The 17738-nt window shown below is 71.3% G+C and carries 12 protein-coding genes and 2 pseudogenes; 10 read left to right on the forward strand and 4 right to left on the reverse strand.

What is annotated here, in order from left to right:
- Positions 1-385 precede the first annotated feature (385 nt).
- Together ITX44_RS22265 and ITX44_RS22270 are read left to right on the forward strand one after the other, a co-directional pair.
- On the forward strand, positions 386-1957 hold the full coding sequence (locus ITX44_RS22265) for an RNA polymerase sigma factor (RefSeq protein ID WP_205359084.1): 1572 nt from the start codon (positions 386-388) through the stop codon (positions 1955-1957).
- 152 nt (positions 1958-2109) lie between these two features.
- On the forward strand, positions 2110-3012 hold the full coding sequence (locus ITX44_RS22270; protein WP_205359085.1) for a S1 family peptidase: 903 nt from the start codon (positions 2110-2112) through the stop codon (positions 3010-3012).
- A 173-nt stretch (positions 3013-3185) separates the two neighbouring features.
- On the opposite strand, the gene ITX44_RS22275 is transcribed toward ITX44_RS22270, so the two are convergent.
- Entirely contained in the window at positions 3186-3416 is a 231-nt protein-coding gene (locus ITX44_RS22275; RefSeq protein WP_205359086.1) for a DUF7455 domain-containing protein, read from the reverse strand.
- 421 nt (positions 3417-3837) lie between these two features.
- Here ITX44_RS22275 and ITX44_RS22280 point away from each other — a divergent pair, with 421 nt between their 5' ends.
- Positions 3838-5958, forward strand: a complete 2121-nt coding sequence (locus ITX44_RS22280) for a DNA gyrase/topoisomerase IV subunit B (protein WP_205359087.1) — start codon at positions 3838-3840, stop codon at positions 5956-5958.
- Positions 5959-6021: 63 nt separating this feature from the next.
- Here ITX44_RS22280 and ITX44_RS22285 read toward each other — a convergent pair whose 3' ends face one another.
- Positions 6022-6774 (reverse strand): COG4705 family protein, encoded by a 753-nt coding sequence (locus ITX44_RS22285; RefSeq protein WP_307795430.1) that lies wholly within the window; start codon positions 6772-6774, stop codon positions 6022-6024.
- 256 nt (positions 6775-7030) lie between these two features.
- Between ITX44_RS22285 and ITX44_RS22290 the strand changes: the two genes are divergently transcribed.
- The 6 genes and pseudogenes from ITX44_RS22290 to ITX44_RS22315 form a co-directional block, all read left to right on the forward strand.
- The gene (locus ITX44_RS22290) at positions 7031-8230 is read left to right on the forward strand and encodes a hypothetical protein (protein WP_205359089.1); all 1200 of its coding nucleotides are present in this window, start codon (positions 7031-7033) and stop codon (positions 8228-8230) included.
- 171 nt (positions 8231-8401) lie between these two features.
- Positions 8402-8884 (forward strand): CcdC protein domain-containing protein, encoded by a 483-nt coding sequence (locus ITX44_RS22295; protein ID WP_205359090.1) that lies wholly within the window; start codon positions 8402-8404, stop codon positions 8882-8884.
- Positions 8881-10035 carry a sensor histidine kinase gene (locus tag ITX44_RS22300; RefSeq protein ID WP_205359091.1) on the forward strand — a complete coding sequence of 385 codons (1155 nt, stop codon included), beginning with the start codon at positions 8881-8883 and terminating at the stop codon, positions 10033-10035. Before ITX44_RS22295 ends, ITX44_RS22300 begins: the two co-directional genes overlap by 4 nt.
- Positions 10032-10688 carry a response regulator transcription factor gene (locus tag ITX44_RS22305; protein WP_205359092.1) on the forward strand — a complete coding sequence of 219 codons (657 nt, stop codon included), beginning with the start codon at positions 10032-10034 and terminating at the stop codon, positions 10686-10688. The genes ITX44_RS22300 and ITX44_RS22305 overlap by 4 nt, the downstream gene beginning before the upstream one ends.
- A 321-nt stretch (positions 10689-11009) precedes the next feature.
- Positions 11010-11326, forward strand: a pseudogene (locus tag ITX44_RS41335) (DUF485 domain-containing protein); the annotation flags it as partial.
- A gap of 26 nt (positions 11327-11352) precedes the next feature.
- Positions 11353-12249, forward strand: a pseudogene (locus ITX44_RS22315) (solute symporter family protein); the annotation flags it as partial.
- Positions 12250-12351: 102 nt separating this feature from the next.
- Here the strand turns inward: ITX44_RS22315 and ITX44_RS22320 are convergent.
- Entirely contained in the window at positions 12352-13275 is a 924-nt protein-coding gene (locus ITX44_RS22320; protein ID WP_307795431.1) for a ferredoxin family protein, read from the reverse strand.
- A 394-nt stretch (positions 13276-13669) separates the two neighbouring features.
- Positions 13670-16114 (reverse strand): DNA gyrase/topoisomerase IV subunit A, encoded by a 2445-nt coding sequence (locus tag ITX44_RS22325; protein ID WP_205359094.1) that lies wholly within the window; start codon positions 16112-16114, stop codon positions 13670-13672.
- Positions 16115-16366: 252 nt separating this feature from the next.
- On the opposite strand from ITX44_RS22325, the gene ITX44_RS22330 reads away from it, so the two are divergent.
- Entirely contained in the window at positions 16367-17725 is a 1359-nt protein-coding gene (locus ITX44_RS22330) for a M16 family metallopeptidase (protein ID WP_205359095.1), read from the forward strand.
- The last annotated feature ends 13 nt before the right edge of the window (positions 17726-17738 follow it).

Genomic DNA, 17738 nt, shown 5'->3' on the forward strand with positions numbered 1-17738 from the left:
GCCGCGGGTCCCGTGCACCGGGACCGGCGGCGGCGCCGTGCGCGACGGCCGTGTGCCTCGTCGATGCCCTCGTCGATGCCGGCGTCGGTGTCCTCGCACGAGGTCGTCGGCGCCGCGATGGCTGGCCGTAATTGCCGTGGTGGCCGTGTGCCGTGGGCGTTGTCGTGCGTGAGTGATGCCCGACGTGGGTAGTGAAATGTCTGGCTGGGTAGTGATAGGTGCGATTTGGGGTGTGACTCGGGCCACGTAAGCTGGGCGTAACGCTAGGCGAGGCAGTGCGATGACTTAAGAGGTGGCGGCCACGCGAGGAGTGGTCGGCGTCCTGGGGGCGCCGGATTGCTGCGCGGTGCCATCGAGTCGTTCCCATCGTTCCGAGAGGTTGTTCGTGTCGGCCAGCACATCCCGTACGCTCCCGTCCGAGATCGCCGAATCCGAGTCTCTGATGGCGCTCATCGAGCAGGGTAAGGCCCAGGGCCAGATCGCCGGCGACGACGTGCGTCGGGCGTTCGAAGCGGACCAGATTCCGGCAACCCAGTGGAAGAACGTTCTGCGCAGCCTCAACCAGGTCCTCGATGAGGAGGGTGTGACGCTGATGGTGACTGCCGCGGAGGCGCCCAAGCGCACCCGAAAGAGCGTCGCAGCCAAGAGCCCGGCGAAACGTACTGCCACCAAGACGGTCGCCGCCAAGGCGGCCCCTGCCAAGAAGACCGTAGCGCCCAAGGCCCCCGCCCCACAGGTGGTGGCCGAGGCCGAGACCACGGTGGAGCCATCGGTGGAGGCGGAAACTCAGCCCAAGAAGGCACCCGCGAAGAAGGCCGTCGCCAAGAAGACGGCTGCCAAGAAAGCCCCCGCGAAGAAGGTCGCGGCGGTGAAGAAGACCGCCGCCGCCCCCAGCGAGGACGAGGCAGTGGTCGAGGCGGAGGACCTGCTCGACGACGCACCCGTCAAGGGCGCGGAGGACGAGACGGAGAAGACCGAGTCCGAGAGCTTCGTGCTCTCCGACGACGACGAGGACGACGCCCCGGCCCAGCAGGTCGCGGTCGCCGGCGCCACCGCCGACCCGGTCAAGGACTACCTGAAGCAGATCGGCAAGGTCCCACTGCTCAATGCCGAGCAGGAGGTCGAGCTCGCCAAGCGGATCGAGGCGGGCCTGTTCGCCGAGGACAAGCTGGCCGCGGGCGACAAGCTCGCCCCCAAGCTGCGGCGCGAGCTGGAGATCATCGCCGAGGACGGCCGTTGGGCCAAGAACCACCTGCTGGAGGCCAACCTCCGGCTCGTGGTGTCGCTGGCCAAGCGCTACACGGGCCGCGGCATGCTCTTCCTCGACCTGATCCAGGAGGGGAACCTGGGCCTGATCCGTGCGGTCGAGAAGTTCGACTACACCAAGGGCTTCAAGTTCTCCACGTACGCCACCTGGTGGATCCGGCAGGCGATCACCCGGGCCATGGCCGACCAGGCGCGGACCATCCGCATCCCGGTGCACATGGTCGAGGTGATCAACAAGCTGGCCCGCGTGCAGCGGCAGATGCTCCAGGACCTGGGTCGCGAGCCCACCCCGGAGGAGCTGGCCAAGGAACTCGACATGACCCCCGAGAAGGTCATCGAGGTCCAGAAGTACGGCCGCGAGCCCATCTCGCTGCACACCCCGCTGGGCGAGGACGGCGACAGCGAGTTCGGCGACCTGATCGAGGACTCCGAGGCGGTCGTACCGGCCGACGCGGTGAGCTTCACACTTCTGCAGGAGCAGCTCCACTCCGTCCTGGACACGCTTTCCGAGCGTGAGGCGGGCGTGGTCTCCATGCGCTTCGGCCTCACCGACGGCCAGCCGAAGACGCTGGACGAGATCGGCAAGGTGTACGGCGTCACGCGCGAGCGGATCCGGCAGATCGAGTCCAAGACCATGTCGAAGCTGCGGCACCCCTCGCGCTCGCAGGTCCTGCGGGACTACCTCGACTGAGCCTGACGGGGCGAGCACGACCCGAGCGGAGCGTTTCGCTCAGGGCGTAGAGGCGCCCGCCGGGACTCACGTACGGCGTTGCTGCGGATGCGGCCTCCGGCGCTGTCGATGACTCTGGGTATCCAGAGCTGTCCACAGCGTCAGGAGGCCGTATGCGTTCCCCCGTCCATTCCGAGACCGCCGCGCCGGGCGGAGCCCGCGGTTCCATAACCCGGGCGGCCCGGTTCGCCCGCCGTGCCGCCCTACTGGGTGCGCTCGCGGTGCTGCCGGCCGCCGTCGTACCGCTGGCCGCGCCGGCCACGTCGGCGCAGGCCAACGGGGTGGTGGTGGGCGGCGCCCCGACTACCACCGACCAGGAGCCTTGGGTGGTCGCCCTGTCCAGCCCGTCCCGGTTCGGGCCCCAGCGCTCCGGTCAGTTCTGCGGGGGCGTGGCCGTGGGGCCGCGTACGGTGCTGACGGCCGCGCACTGTTTCGGCAGCGAGGTGCTCGGCGTCGCGGACTGGCGGCAGCTCACCGATCTGCGGGTGATCGAGGGCCGCACCGACCTGGCCGGGAACACCGGCCAGGAGCTGAAGCCGACCCAGGTGTGGGTCAACCCGGGATTCGACCCGTCGACCAATTCGGGTGATGTGGCAGTGGTCACACTTGACCACGACCTGCCCGGCGGAGCCGCGCTCCCGATGGCCCGGGCCACGGACACGGCCGACTATGTGGCGGGCACGAGCGCCGAGGTCTACGGCTGGGGCGACACCACCGGTCACGGCGACTACGCCGATACGTTGCGGGTGGCGCCGGTCACGGTGCTGCCGGACGCCGACTGCGAGCGGGCGTACCCGGGTAGCGCGGACGGCAGGTACATGCGGGGCACGATGATGTGCGCGGGGGTCACGGCCGGCGGGCGGGATGCCTGCCAGGGGGACAGTGGCGGGCCGCTGGTCGTCGCGGGCCGCGTGGTGGGGCTGGTGTCATGGGGCAGCGGCTGTGCGCAGCCGGGCTACCCGGGGGTCTACACGCGAGTGTCGGCGGTGGCGGAGTTGGTGGCGCAGCACCTTTGAGCGCCGCTCCGAAACGCCGGGCCGCGGGGTTCGCGGCCGCCGGTGCCGTACGCCGTACGGGAGACGAGCGCCGACGCCGTCGCACCCAAGGGTCCGGATGCGCCTGCGGGCGGACACCCCCTGAATGGGGTCCGTCCGCCCGCGGGGTCCGAACTCGTCGCTGGTGCGATGTGTCAGCGCTCTTCGTCTCCCGCCGACGCCGGGGTGGCGTTCAGCCTGCCGCTCTCGTCCTGTATTTCCGCTGCGATCTTCTTGAGCTCGGGCTCGAACTTGCGGCCGTGGTGAGCGCAGAAGAGCAGCTCCCCACCGCTGATCAGAACGACGCGCAGGTACGCCTGAGCGCCGCAACGGTCGCAGCGGTCTGCCGCTGACAGCGGACTCGCGGGGGTCAGAACAGTAGTCACGTCGCCTCTTCTCTAGCTCGACGAGCTGTCGTACCAGGGTCAACATCCAACCAGGCCGAAAACGTTCCCGCTGACGGCATTTCCTCGAAATTCGACCTCGGAGTGACTGGTTGTTACCGATTGGCGGCGAATAGGAGTCAGTTGTGTCAGATGTCTGATTTGGGGGGTGTTGTCCGGGCTGCGCTCCCCCGGCCGGCTGCCGGGTGTTGGAGAGGACGTTGCCCGGAGCCTAAATGGTTCATGCGTCTTTGGGAACGTGACATGTGTATCACTCCCACGGGTTATCGAACGCTTACTCGATAACGGCTACGATGGGGCTTCCGGATGCCGGGTCGCGGCGCTGCCCACCCGCCCGACCTCGGTACCCTCTCACCGATACGGCCGAGACCGTCAGATACATCTGGATCGAGGAGCTGCCCGCGTGACCGCCGAAACGACCGTGCCGTCCCCCGCGCTGCTGACCGGTGCGGACCGCGACGGTTCCAACTACACCGCGCGGCACCTGCTCGTCCTCGAAGGCCTCGAAGCCGTCCGGAAGCGCCCCGGTATGTACATCGGGTCGACCGACAGCCGCGGCCTCATGCACTGCGTCTGGGAGATCATCGACAACTCCGTCGACGAGGCGCTGGCCGGCCACGGCGAGCACATCGAGGTGTTCCTCCACCCGGACGGCTCGATCGAGGTGCGCGACCGCGGCCGCGGCATCCCCGTCGACGTCGAGCCGAAGACCGGGCTGTCCGGCGTCGAGGTCGTCATGACCAAGCTGCACGCCGGCGGCAAGTTCGGCGGCGGCTCGTACGCGGCCTCCGGCGGTCTGCACGGTGTCGGCGCCTCGGTGGTCAACGCCCTGTCCGCCCGCCTGGACGTCGAGGTCGACCGCGGCGGCCACACCCACGCGATCAGCTTCCGCCGCGGCGTGCCCGGCGCCTTCAGCGGCCCCGGCCCCGACGCCCCCTTCGAGCCGGGCAGCGGCCTGACCAAGACCAAGAAGATCGCCCGGAACAAGGTCGGCACCCGCGTGCGGTACTGGCCGGACCGCCAGATCTTCCTCAAGGACGCCAAGCTCTCCGTCGACACCCTGCACCAGCGCGCCCGCCAGACCGCCTTCCTGGTGCCGGGCCTGACCATCGTGGTGCGCGACGAGCGCGGCACCGAGGCGCCCGAGCCGGTCGAGGAGGTCTTCCACTACGACGGCGGCATCAGCGAGTTCTGCGAGTACCTGGCGCCGGACAAGCCGATCTGCGACGTACTGCGCCTCACCGGCAGCGGCACCTTCAAGGAAACCGTGCCCGTACTGGACGACCTCGGCCACATGACCCCGACCGAGGTCACCCGGGAACTCGGCGTGGACATCGCCCTGCGCTGGGGCACGGGATACGAGACCACCGCCCGGTCGTTCGTCAACATCATCGCCACCCCCAAGGGCGGTACCCACGTCACCGGTTTCGAGCGCTCCGTGACCAGGACCCTCAACGAGGTGCTGCGCGCCACCAAGGTGCTGCGCGTCGCCGAGGAGGACATTGTCAAGGACGACGCCATGGAGGGCCTGAGCGCGGTGATCACCGTGCGCCTGGCCGAGCCGCAGTTCGAGGGGCAGACCAAGGAGGTGCTGGGCACCTCGGCGGCCAACCGGATCGTGGCCGCGGTGGTCTCCCGGGAGCTCAAGGAGTTCCTGACCTCGACCAAGCGCGACTCCAAGGCGCAGGCCCGCGCCGTCCTGGAGAAGGCCGCTGCCGCGGCCCGCACGCGTATCGCCGCCCGCCAGCACAAGGAAGCCCAGCGCCGTAAGACCGCGCTGGAGACCTCCTCGCTGCCCGCCAAGCTCGCCGACTGCCGCAGCGACGACGTCGAGCGCAGCGAACTGTTCATCGTCGAGGGCGACTCGGCCCTCGGCACCGCCAAGCTCGCCCGCAACTCCGAGTTCCAGGCGCTCCTGCCGATCCGCGGCAAGATCCTCAACGTCCAGAAGTCCTCGGTCTCGGACATGCTCAAGAACGCCGAGTGCGGCGCGATCATCCAGGTCATAGGAGCCGGCTCAGGCCGCACCTTCGACATCGACCAGGCCCGCTACGGCAAGGTGATCTTCCTCGCCGACGCCGACGTCGACGGCGCCCACATCCGCATCCTGCTGCTCACCCTCTTCCAGCGCTACATGCGCCCCATGGTCGAGGAGGGCCGCGTCTTCTCCGCGGTGCCGCCGCTGCACCGCATCGAACTCGTCCAGCCCAAGAAGGGCCAGGACAAGTACCTCTACACCTACTCGGACAACGAACTGCGCCAGACCCTCCTGGACCTCCAGCGCCGGAACGTCCGCTACAAGGACAGCATCCAGCGCTACAAGGGTCTGGGCGAAATGGACGCCGACCAGCTCGCCGAAACAACCATGGACCCCCGCCACCGCACCCTGCGCCGCATCAACATCAGCGACATGGAGGCGGCCGAGCAGGCCTTCGACCTCCTGATGGGCAACGAGGTCGCTCCGCGGAAGGAATTCATCACCAACTCGGCGTCGACGCTGGACCGGGCGCGGATCGACGTCTGACGGCCACGCCCACCACCGGCCGCGGCGCCGGTCGGTGGTGGGCGCCGGACGATGCGGACCGGCTCAGGGCGCCGGGTCCGCGGGGCGGGACGAGTGGGGGAGACCGGAGGCCTTCTGCTGGTCGGCCAGGCGGCCGACCAGGCTGACGGAGACCACCGCGAGCCAGACGGTGACGGGGACCTTGCCCCAGCCGAGGCCGTCGCCGGGGAACGGGGTGGCCAGCCAGTTGGCGAAGGAGGCGCCCAGGGGGCGTACGAGGGCGTAGGCGGTCCAGAAGGCGGCCACCGTGTGGAGGCGGTGGAACAGGACGCCGCCGGCCGGCAGGGCGATCAGGACCAGGAAGAGGGCGGTGGACAGCAGGTAGCCCTGGGGCAGGCTGGCGGCCGCGAGGTTTCCGGCCGAGGTGCCGAGGACGAAGGCGGCCAGCACCGCGCACCAGTAGAAGGTCTCGCGCCGCCGGGTCCGTACGCAGGGGACCGACAGCGTGCCCTCGGTGACGTACCAGACCGCCAGGACCGTCAGCAGGACGAGGGAACAGACGGGCGTGGTCACCTCGTAGCCGAGGCCGCCCTCCGTGTGCAGGGCGACAGCGGCCATGGTCGCGAAGACGGCCGCCGACAGGAGCGCGGGCCAGTACACCCAGGCGACGTAGCGGGAGGTCCGTGCCTGGAGGGTCAGCAGCGCGACCAGGACGCACAGGGCGAGCGCGCCGGCGCAGGCCGGGCCCAGCGGGCGGGTCAGGGAGTCGGCGGCGGTCTGGCCCATGCCCGACACCAGGGCCGTCGTCATCCAGAACCAGGGCGTCGGCTCCGCCACCCTGGCACCGGCAGTACCGGGCGCACGGGGCGCGGACGTTCTCATGCCGCCGACCTCCCTGGAGTTGCCGCACCTGTCCGCACAGTCTGCGCTGCCTGCCCAGAGGCCGGGCACTCACCCCCCTGCTCCGACGTGCGGCGGTGTCCGGCGCAGGACTGTGGCGGGCGGGTCGCGGAACCGGGCGGGAGGCCCGGACGTACGTAACATGGGGCCGTTTCCGGGGTGCGCCGGGCGCCTGTGACGGAAGGGGCAGGGCATGGGCATGGCTGCGGACGAGGAGGGGCTGAGGGGCCGGGCGGTGTCCGTGGCCCGCGAGGCGGTACGGCAGGCCGGCGTCGGCGGCCGGGCCGCGCTGCGTGGCGGGCAGAAGGTGGCCCAGGCGCAATGGGCCTACCGGGCGCTGGCCTCGGTCGCCCCGCCGGCAGTGCCGGTCGGCGAGCCGTGGAAGGTGTCCGTGGGGACGCTGCTGGGCCGGCACCCGCGTACGCCGGGTCTCGTCCGCAAGGCCCTCGGGCTGCTGGACGGCTTCGGCGCCGTGGAACTGTCGCAGCGGCAGCTCGGCTTCGACGGCGAGGCGATCGACTGGGACAAGGTCATCGAGATCCGTACTCGCAACGCGTTCGAAGTCCTCACCACCTCGGCGCTGGAACACGACATCGACCGGGTACGGGAGTTCCTGCCGCCGGTGCCCGGCCGCAAATGGGCGGTGACCAAGGCTGCGGAGGCGCTGACCACGGTGATGCTCGGCGCGCTGGAGGAAGATGCCGTCGGGCGCCTCGACGGACTCGCCCTCCCCTCGCAGATCGTCTACCGCGGACTGCTCGGACGCGAACGCACCCTGTCCGGGGGCTCGTTCGCCGTGGCCTCGCTCGTCATCGTGGAGGCGGCGAGGGAGAGCCTGCTCGCGACCGCCGAGCAGCGCGGTGTGCCGGTGGTCGAGGCCGAGCCGCTGATCGTCTCCGACGAGGACCGGGCGGCCCACGTCCAGGCATTGCGGCGGCGTACGGACGCGGTCGCGGCGCGGCTGCGGCGGTTGCAGGCGGCGGACGGTCCGGATGAGGCGGAGGGGGTGGACGGGGACGAACCGGGCTCCGGCGTCGACGGGGAGGTGGCGGTCTCCGGATCGGGTGATGGCCGTGGCGCGGGGGTGGCTCGGGGCGAGCGGGGCGGGGGAGGGGCGGGGTCCGAAGGTTTTGAAGCGGTGGGTGGGGGTGGGGTCGACGCTGTCGGTACGGCCGAAGGCGTCGGTACGCCCGAGGGGGTCGGTTCGGCGGACGCGGCGGTGACGGCCGAGGCCGGTGACGAGGACGGGGACGGGGACGGTGGGGCCGTAACCGGGGAGAGCCCGTCGGAGGTGGACGCGGCGGAGGCTCCCGCTGTCGGGCTTCCCGCGCAGGGGACGGCTGCTCCCAGAGCTGTGCTGAGCAAGGACTCGGTGGGGACGGACGAGCGCTGACCGCGGGAGCGGTCAGTTTCGGGGCGTCCACCCCGGGCGGGCTCGTCATCCGGCTTCTCCACCCGCGGGTGGAGGCGATCTTTCCACCTCGGGCTTGATCCGCCGGGCTGCTTACCTCCGTAAATTCGAGACCGTCGGTAGTCGTCACAGCACGCTTCGGAGGCGTTCGTCATGTCCGGTCTGGTCAATGCCCTGGTGATCCTCGCGGTCATCGGCCTGGTCATCGCCCGCCAGACGAGGCCGCGCCGGCTGGCCGGGGGCCGGTGGTGGCTGATCCCCGCCGCGCTGATCGTCCTCGCGATCCGTCAGGGCGGCCTGCTCGACCCGCACCACCGGGGTGCGGCGCTGGCCCTGCTCATAGCGGAGTTGATCGTGGGCGCCGTGATGGGCACGGTCTGGGCGACCACCACCAGGATGTGGACCGACGAGGACGGCTCGGTGTGGTCCCAGGGCACCAGGGCGACCATAGCCGTGTGGGCGGCGGGCATCGCGATACGTGTGGGGCTGTACGGGACGGCCCGCGCGCTCGGGGTGCGGCAGGATTCCGGCTCGGTTCTGATCGCGGTGGCCGTGACGCTGCTCATACGCGCGGGAGTGCTTGTCCGGCGGGCCCAGGCTCTGAAGCCGGCGCCGACGTACCGTACGGTTTCATGAACAGTTGGACATCCTGGCCGTCGCGGGAGGCGCTGACCCGCAGGGACCGGTCGCCGACACGGCTGGGCATCGGCCGCGGGGTGCGGCTGGTGCTGATGGGCGGCGCCGTGTGGGCCGTCGTCTCGCGCGGCGATCTCGGCCCGTGGCAGGCGATGGGCGCGGTGCTGGGCCTGCTGGTCGCGTTCGCCGTGGTGTGGCTGTACTTCCGGACGACCCTGGACCACCGGCTGTGGCCCTCGGTCGGTCTGGTGGCGGTACTGATCGCGGGCGGGGCCGTGGCTCATGGGGTGGGTGCTCCGGTCGCCGCGAGCATGCTGTGGTGTGGCTCGGCGGTGCTGGCGGTGGAAAGGCTGCCGTTGGCGACCGCGGTGGTGCTGGCCGGCGGTTCGCTGACCTCCTTCGCAGCGCTGGACAGCGGCGACAACTGGCTGGTCGCCACGCTCACGTCGGTGGGGCTGGCACTGGGCGGGTACACGGTGCGGCTGGACGCCGAGGCCCGCGGCAGTATGCAGCGGCTGCTGGAGCAGGAGCGGGCGGCCCGCAAGGCGGAAGCGCAGTCGGCGGCGTTGGCCGAACGGGCAAGGATCGCCAGGGAGATCCACGACGTACTGGCCCACAGTCTGTCGGCGCAGACCGTGCATCTGGAGGCGACCCGGCTGCTGATCGAGCGGGGTGCGGAGAAGGAGGAGGTGCTGGACCGGGTGGTGGCGGCGCGCCGGATGGCCCGGGAGGGGCTGGCGGAGACCCGGCAGGCGCTGTCGGCGCTGCGCGGGGAACTGACGCCGGTGGAGGAGTTCCTGCGCGACATGGTCGCCGCCGAGGGGGCCGAACTCGTGGTGACGGGGGCGTCCCGGGGGCTGCCCGCGGAGGCTGGCCTGGCGGTGCGGCGGGTGGCGCAGGAGGCGATGACGAATGTGCGCAAGCACGCGCCGGGGGCGAAGATCGCGCTGCGGTTGGAGTACCGGCCGAGGGAGGTGGAGTTGGAGTTCCGGGACTTCGGCGGAAGTGGGCCTGTGGACAACTCTTTGGGGGCCTCCGGATCGGGCTACGGTCTTCGGGGGATGCGGGAGCGCGCCGAGTTGTTGGGAGGTGTGCTGGACGCGGGACCGGTCGAGGAGGGATTCGTGGTGCGCTTGCGGGTGCCCGCGTGACGCGGGTGGTGGTCGCGGACGACCAGACGGTCGTGCGCGAGGGGATTGCGATGCTGGTCGGCCTGCTGGACGGGATGGAGGTCGTGGGGGCCGCGGCGGACGGGGAGGAGGCGGTGCGGCTGGTGGCCGAACACCGGCCGGACGTGGTGCTGATGGATCTGCGGATGCCGCGGTGCGACGGGGTGGAGGCCACCCGGCGGATCCGGTCGCAGCATCCGGGGACGCAGGTGGTGGTGCTGACCACGTTCGCGGACGACGACTCGGTGTTCGCGGCGCTGCGGGCCGGGGCCCGGGGCTATCTGACGAAGGACGCGACCGCGGACGAGATCGCGCGGGCGATCAAGGACGTGACGGCCGGAGGGGCCGGGCTGAGTCCGGCGGTGCAGATACGGGTGCTGGACGCGTTCACGGCCGGGGGCCCGGTGGAAGGGCCGGCGGGGTCGGTGACCGCGGAACTGCCGGACGGGCTGACCGCGCGGGAGGCGGAGGTGCTCGCCCTCGTGGCGGAGGGCTTGTCCAATGCGGAGATCGCCCAGCGGCTGCACGTGAGCATGGCGACGGTGAAGACGCACATCAACAACTTGTTCGCGAAGACGGGGGTGCGGGACCGGGCGCAGGCGGTCGGATATGCGTATCGGCATGGAATCACCTGATGGGGTAATGGTTTCGGCTTGGTAAATCTGGATCTTCCCGTTCTGTCCATGCTTGGGCGCATGCGTCGGCCCGTGGAACGAGGAGATTGCGGTGGACGAGCACGGTGGGGGAGACCCGGGGATGCTGCGGGTGGAGGACCCGTGGCGGGAAGCGGCAGTGGGCCCACGGGCCTCGGTGGCGGTCACCTCGGGGGCGAGCGGGCCGGGGAGTTGGAAGTTCCGCCAGTCGTGCTCGATCGGACCGTGCTCGATCGGACCGTGCTCGATCGGACCGTGCTCGACCGGGCCGAGCGGGAGCAGGTGGAACGGGATCGGGTGGCGGTGTACCGGAGGGTGCAGCGGAGTGCGGCGTTTCGGGAGGTGAGAGGGCAGTACCGGAGGTTCGTGTTTCCGGTGGTGGGGGGTTCGTGGGTTGGTACCTGCTGTATGTGGTGGCGGCGACGACCGTGCCGGGGTTGATGGCCCATCGGGTAGCCGGTGAGCTGAATGTGGCGATGGTGGCGGGGCTGGCGCAGTTCGTGACGACGTTCCTGCTGGCCTGGGCGTATGCACGGCACGCGAAGTTGCGGCGGGACCGGGCGGCGCTGGAGTTGTGGTGGACGTTGGCGACCGGAAGGGGACGGGAGCGGGTGCGTTGACCGGGCGCGCGGCGGCCGGGTGGGTGCTGGCGGAGGAGGCGGGGCCCGGGCATCGGTGGCCGGCGGTGGCGTTGTTCACGGTGTTCGTGTCGGTGACGTTGGCGATCACGGTGTGGGCGGGGCGGCGGCGGAGGTCATCGGTGGAGTTCTTCGCGGGAGGGCGGCTGTTCACCCCGATGGAGAATGGCTTCGCGATCGCGGGGGACTACATGTCGGCGGCGTCGTTCCTGGGGATCTCGGGGCTGATCGCGCTGTTGGGGTACGACGGGCTGCTGTACTCGGTCGGTTTCCTGGTGGCGTGGCTGGTCGTGCTGATGCTGGTGGCCGAACTGGTACGCAACTGCGGGCGGTACACACTGGCGGACGTGCTGTCGGTGCGGATGCGGGTGCGGGTGCGGGTCGCGGCAGGGGCGGCGTCGGTGACGGTGTCGGTGCTGTAGCTGGTGGCCCAGATGGTCGGGGCCGGCAGCCTGGTGGGCCTGCTGATCGGTGCCCAGGGCACGGCGGTCAGGACCTGGACCGTGGTCGGGGTCTGCGGGCTGATGGTGGATTACGTGGCGTTCGGGGGGAAGCGGCCTGGATCCAGATCGTCAAGACCGTGCTGCTGATCGGTGGGGCGATCACGCTGACCGCGATGGTGCTGATGCGGTTCCACGGCAATCCCGGGGAGTTGCTGCGGGCGGCGGAGACCGGCAGTGGGCAAGGACGGGCGTTCCTGGCACCGGGGTTGAAGTAGGGGGGGCGGCTGGGCCTCGCGGCTGGACTTCATCAGCCTCGGGCTCGCGCTGGTGCTGGGCACGGCGGGGCTGCCGCACATCCTGTCGCGGTTCTACGCCGTGCCGACGGCGCGTTCGGCGCGGCGGTCGGCGGTGTGGGAGATCGGCCTGATCGGGGTGGGGCTGGTCTCGATTCCGCTCGGCTTCCTGGCGGGGTGGGTGGGCACGGTGTTCTCGCGGGAGGCGGCGGACGAGGGGGCGTACGCGGAGACCGAGGTGCGCTCGCTCACCGGGGCGGGGGCGGCGTAGTCACCCGGCGGGCGCGGGGACCGCCTCGACGGTCGTGACCTGCATCCGGACCGGGGTGCCCGGCACCGCGCCGCAACTCTCGGGCCGCGGCGGCTCCGCGACCGCCTTGGTCACCGCGACCCGCCAGGCCCGGCCGTCCTCGTGGGCGACGTGGACGGTCCAGCCGCCGGGGACGTCCTCCGTACCGGTCACGGTCACCGCGGCGGCCCGGTCCTCGCCGGCCATGGCGCGTACGGCGAGGTCGGCGGCCTGGCCCGGGCGGTCCCAGGCGGAGCGGCCGCGGCAGCCGTACGGCAGGATCCGGCCGGACCGGGCGGCCTCGACGACGTCCTTGGCGTGGCCGCTATCGACCCGGCCGTAGGCATAGCCGTACGGGAGGACGACCACGGTGGGGGCGAAGCGGTGGCCGCCGAGGTGGGTGATCTCCCAGACGTCCAGGCCGCCGGAGGAGGCGAGTTCGGCGGCGAGCGGGCGGCCGTAGAGGGCGCAGCAGCGGTCGCGTTTGCCGTTGGTGCACACCGCGATGACGGGTGGCCCGGCGTGCGCGTCGCCGAATCCGCCGTGGGAGCCCGCGCCGAGGGCCGCGAAGTCCAGGGCGGTCAGTTCGGCGGGGTCGGCGACCTCGGCGGTACGCATCCAGGTGGCTCCGGGTGCGGTATGGGCCACGATCACCCGGTGACGGCCGGGCCGGTGCAGGTCCGCGTGGCGGCCGGGGCGGCGGATCAGGGCGACCCGTACGCCGGTGCCGTCGGCCGCCCGGTCCAGGGCCCGGCCCGTTTCCGGGTCCAAGTGGCTGGCGGTCAGCGCCTTCGCGCCCCACGGGCCCGGCTGCTCGACCAGCAGCCAGGTCCGCGCGACGGCTGCGGTGCCGGCGAGCGGCTCCGCCAGTTCGGAGGAGGCGCGGCTGCACGGGGTGGGGTTCACGGGGGCTCCGAGGGTTCGCCCGGTGGAGTGCGGGTTCGCCGGGGTTGGGGTGGGGCGGTCCGGGCGGGGTGGCCGATGCGTTGTGCCCGGCCGTCTGCGGGATGTGGCTTGGCGCGCAGTTCCTCGCGCCCCTTCGGGGGTCCCCCAAGGGGCATTGCCTTTGCGGGGTGCGGGTTTGAGCGGTCCGGGTGAGGTGGTTGCTCTTTTTTGCCCGATCGTCTCCTCGTACTGGTGGCCCATGCAGTTCGTCGCGCCCCTTCGGGGCACGTTCCCCGAGCAGGGCGGAATCCGTCTCCCCCGTGCCCCAAGCCGACCCCCGGCCCGCGCGTCCCCTGCTCCCGTGGGAGACGGGGAGGGCAGGGGATGCGCGGGTCGGCAAAGAGAAGCGCTGGGCTCAGATCGGGCCGGCCAGGGTGGCGATGGGCTTGGCCAGGGGGACGCCAGAGCCGTCGCGGCGGGGGTCCTTCGGGGGGAGTTCGGCGGGGGAGCCGGAGGCGGTGGCCGCGCGGGCGGGGGTGGGGCCGGCCCAGGCGAGCAGGAGGCCGGTTTCGCCGCGCAGGAAGCGCTGGCAGCGGACGCCGCCGGTGGCGCGGCCCTTGCGCGGGTACTGGTCGAAGGGGGTGAGCTTGGCGGTGCCCTCGCCCGGGCCTTCGAGGGTGTCCTCGGCCTTGGCGACGGTGAAGACCACGGCGTCGACGGCCGGGTCGACGGCGGTGAAGGAGATCACCTTGGCGCCCTCGGCGAGCTTGATGCCCGCCATGCCGCCGGCCGGGCGGCCCTGGGGCCGTACCTGGGTGGCGGGGTAGCGCAGCAGTTGGGCGTCGTCGGTGATGAAGACCAGGTCCTCCTCGCCGGTGTGCAGTTCGACCGCGCCGACCACGGCGTCGCCCTCCTTGAGGGTGATGACCTCCAGGTCGTCCTTGTTGGCCGGGTAGTCCGGCACCACGCGCTTGACGACGCCCTGCTCGGTGCCGAGGGCCAGGCCGGGCGAGGACTCGTCGAGGGTGGTCAGGCACAGCACGCGTTCGTCGTCGTGCAGTGAGAGGAATTCGGCGAGCGGCGCGCCCCCGGCCAGGGTCGGCCCGGTGGTGGCGGGCGCCAGGATCGGCAGGTCGATGACCGACAGCCGCAGCAGCCGGCCCTCCGAGGTGACCGCGCCCACGTCGGCGCGGGCCGTGGTGGGCACGGCAGAGACGATCACGTCGTGCTTGGCGCGCTTGCCGCCGCCGTCACCGAGTTCCTCGCCGGTCGCGGTGCGGGCCAGCAGCCCGGTGGAGGACAGCAGCACCCGGCACGGGTCGTCGGCGACCTCCAGCGGCACCGCGGTGACCGGCGTGTCCGCCGACTCCAGCAGCAAGGTGCGGCGGGGTGAAGCGTACTTCTTGGCCACCGTCGCCAGCTCCGCCGAGACCAGCTTGCGCAGCTCCGTGTCGGACTCCAGGATCCGGGTCAGGTCCGCGATCTCCTCGGTGAGCCGGTCCCGTTCGGACTCCAGCTCGATCCGGTCGAACCGGGTCAGGCGGCGCAGCGGGGTGTCGAGGATGTACTGGGTCTGCACGTCGGACAGCGAGAAGCGCTCCATCAGGCTCTCCTTGGCCTGCGCGGCGTTCTCGCTGGCCCGGATGATCGCGATGACCTCGTCGATGTCGACCAGGGCCACCAGCAGGCCCTCCACCAGGTGCAGCCGGTCACGGCGCTTGGTGCGGCGGAATTCGCTGCGCCGGCGCACCACCTCGAAGCGGTGGTCGACGTAGACCTCGAGCAGTTCCTTCAGGCCCAGGGTGAGCGGCTGGCCGTCCACCAGGGCCACGTTGTTGATGCCGAAGGACTCCTCCATCGGCGTCAGCTTGTAGAGCTGCTCGAGCACGGCCTCGGGGTTGAAGCCGTTCTTCACCTCGATCACCAGCCGCAGGCCGTGCTCACGGTCGGTGAGGTCCTTGACGTCGGCGATGCCCTGGAGCTTCTTCGAGCCGACCATGTCCTTGATCTTGGAGATGACCTTCTCGGGCCCGACGTTGAACGGCAGTTCGGTGACCACCAGGCCCTTGCGGCGCGGGGTGACGTCCTCGACCGCCACCGTGGCGCGGATCTTGAAGGTGCCGCGGCCGTTCGCGTAGGCGTCGCGGATGCCGGACAGGCCGATGATCCTGCCGCCGGTGGGCAGGTCGGGGCCGGGGACGTGCCGCATCAGGGCGTCCAGGTCCGCGTTGGGGTAGCGGATCAGGTGGCGGGCGGCGGCCACGATCTCGCCCAGGTTGTGCGGCGGCATATTGGTGGCCATGCCGACCGCGATCCCGGACGAGCCGTTGACCAGCAGGTTCGGGTACGCCGACGGCAGGACGGCGGGCTCCTGCTCCTGCCCGTCGTAGTTGGGCGCGAAGTCGACGGTGTCCTCGTCGATCGACTCGACCATCAACTGCGCCGGGCCGGACATGCGGGCCTCGGTGTAGCGCATGGCGGCCGGCATGTCGTCCAGCGAGCCGAAGTTGCCGTGCCCGTCGACCAGCGGCAGGCGCTGGGAGAAGGGCTGGGCCATGCGCACCATGGCGTCGTAGATCGACGAGTCGCCGTGCGGGTGCAGCTTGCCCATCACCTCGCCGACGACGCGGGCGCACTTGACGTAGCCGCGCTCGGGCCGCAGGCCCATCTCGTTCATCTGGTACACGATCCGGCGGTGCACCGGCTTCATGCCGTCGCGGGCGTCGGGCAGGGCGCGCGAGTAGATCACCGAGTACGCGTACTCGAGGAAGGAGCCCTGCATCTCGTCCACGACGTCCACGTCGAGGATGCGCTCCTCAAAATCGTCAGGCGGTGGCGTACTGCTCCTGCGGCGGGCCATCTCGGCTGCGCTCCTTCTGCTGTTCTGCGGGTACTGCTCGATTCCTGCGGCGCTCGTGCTCGCGGGGCTGCCGCTCCCGGGTCGCCGCGCTCGGGTGACGCGGACCATTGTGGACCGCACGACCGACAAGGCGGACCACGACCCGGCACGAGCGCGTTGTCCACAGGGAACTTCGCCGGAGGTCCGTTCGCTTGCCTAGAGTGGCAGCACTCTACGCAGTCACCCGCACGCGACCGGAAGGACAGCTTGCCCATGGGTCACACGGCCACACCGGAGGCACACTCCAGCGGCCTCACAGCCACCGAGCACCGCCTGGGGAACGGGTTGCGGGTGGTGCTCTCCGAGGACCACCTCACCCCGGTCGCGGCCGTCTGCCTCTGGTACGACGTCGGTTCCCGGCACGAGGTCAAGGGCCGCACCGGCCTTGCCCACCTCTTCGAGCACCTGATGTTCCAGGGCTCGGCCAACGTCAAGGGCAACGGCCACTTCGAGCTGGTACAGGGCGCCGGCGGCTCGCTCAACGGCACCACCAGCTTCGAGCGCACCAACTACTTCGAGACCATGCCCGCCCACCAGGTCGAACTGGCCCTGTGGCTCGAGGCGGACCGGATGGGCAGCCTGCTGACCGCCCTGGACCAGGAGAGCCTGGACAACCAGCGGGACGTGGTGAAGAACGAGCGCCGCCAGCGGTACGACAACGTGCCGTACGGCACCGCGTTCGAGCGGCTGACCGCGCTGGCCTACCCCGACGGCCACCCCTATCACCACACCCCGATCGGCTCGATGGCCGACCTGGACGCGGCCTCGCTGGAGGACGCCCAGGCGTTCTTCCGCACCTACTACGCGCCGAGCAACGCGGTGCTCGCCGTGGTCGGCGACATCGACCCGGAGCGGACGCTCGCCTGGATCGAGAAGTACTTCGGCACCATCCCCAACCACGACGGCAAGCCCGAGCCCCGGGACGGCTCGCTGCCGGACGTGGTGGGCGGGCAACTGCGCGAGGTCATCGAGGAGGACGTGCCCTCCCGGGCGATGATGGCCGCCTACCGGCTGCCGCAGGACGGCACTCGTGCGGGTGATGCCGCGGACCTGGCGCTGACGGTGCTGGGCGGCGGCGAGTCCTCCCGGCTGCACAACCGGCTGGTGCGCCGCGACCGCAGCGCGGTGACCGCCGGCTTCGGCCTGCTGCGGCTGGCCGGGGCGCCGTCGCTGGGCTGGCTGGACATCAAGGCGTCCAGCGGCGCCGAACTGCCGGTGATCGAGGCGGCGGTGGACGACGAGCTGGCCCGGTTCGCCGCCGAGGGGCCCACCCCGGAGGAGATGGAGCGCGCGCAGGCGCAGCTCGAACGGGAGTGGCTGGACCGGCTCGCGACCGTGGGCGGCCGAGCCGACGAACTGTGCCGGTTCGCGGTGCTGTTCGGCGACCCGCAGCTCGCGCTCACCGCCGTCGACCGGGTGCTGTCCATCACGCCCGAGGAGGTCCAGGCGGTCGCCCAGGCGCGGCTGCGGCCGGACAACCGGGCCGTGCTGCTGTACGAGCCGACCGGTGGCGAGCAGGCGGAGGAGTCCGGCGAGGACGGGGACGACGAGGAAGAAGGCGCCGAGCAGTGAGCGACACCGTGAC

It is taken from the genome of Actinacidiphila acididurans (assembly GCF_016918855.1).
Lineage (GTDB): Bacteria > Actinomycetota > Actinomycetes > Streptomycetales > Streptomycetaceae > Actinacidiphila > Actinacidiphila acididurans.

Coding starts and splice junctions, on each gene's coding strand:
- ITX44_RS22270 (WP_205359085.1), top strand. CDS start 2,110: ATGCGTTCCCCCGTCCATTCCGAGACCGCCGCGCCGGGCGGAGCCCGC.
- ITX44_RS22290 (WP_205359089.1), top strand. CDS start 7,031: ATGGGCATGGCTGCGGACGAGGAGGGGCTGAGGGGCCGGGCGGTGTCC.
- ITX44_RS22295 (WP_205359090.1), top strand. CDS start 8,402: ATGTCCGGTCTGGTCAATGCCCTGGTGATCCTCGCGGTCATCGGCCTG.
- ITX44_RS22300 (WP_205359091.1), top strand. CDS start 8,881: ATGAACAGTTGGACATCCTGGCCGTCGCGGGAGGCGCTGACCCGCAGG.
- ITX44_RS22325 (WP_205359094.1), bottom strand. CDS start 16,114: ATGGCCCGCCGCAGGAGCAGTACGCCACCGCCTGACGATTTTGAGGAG.
- ITX44_RS22330 (WP_205359095.1), top strand. CDS start 16,367: ATGGGTCACACGGCCACACCGGAGGCACACTCCAGCGGCCTCACAGCC.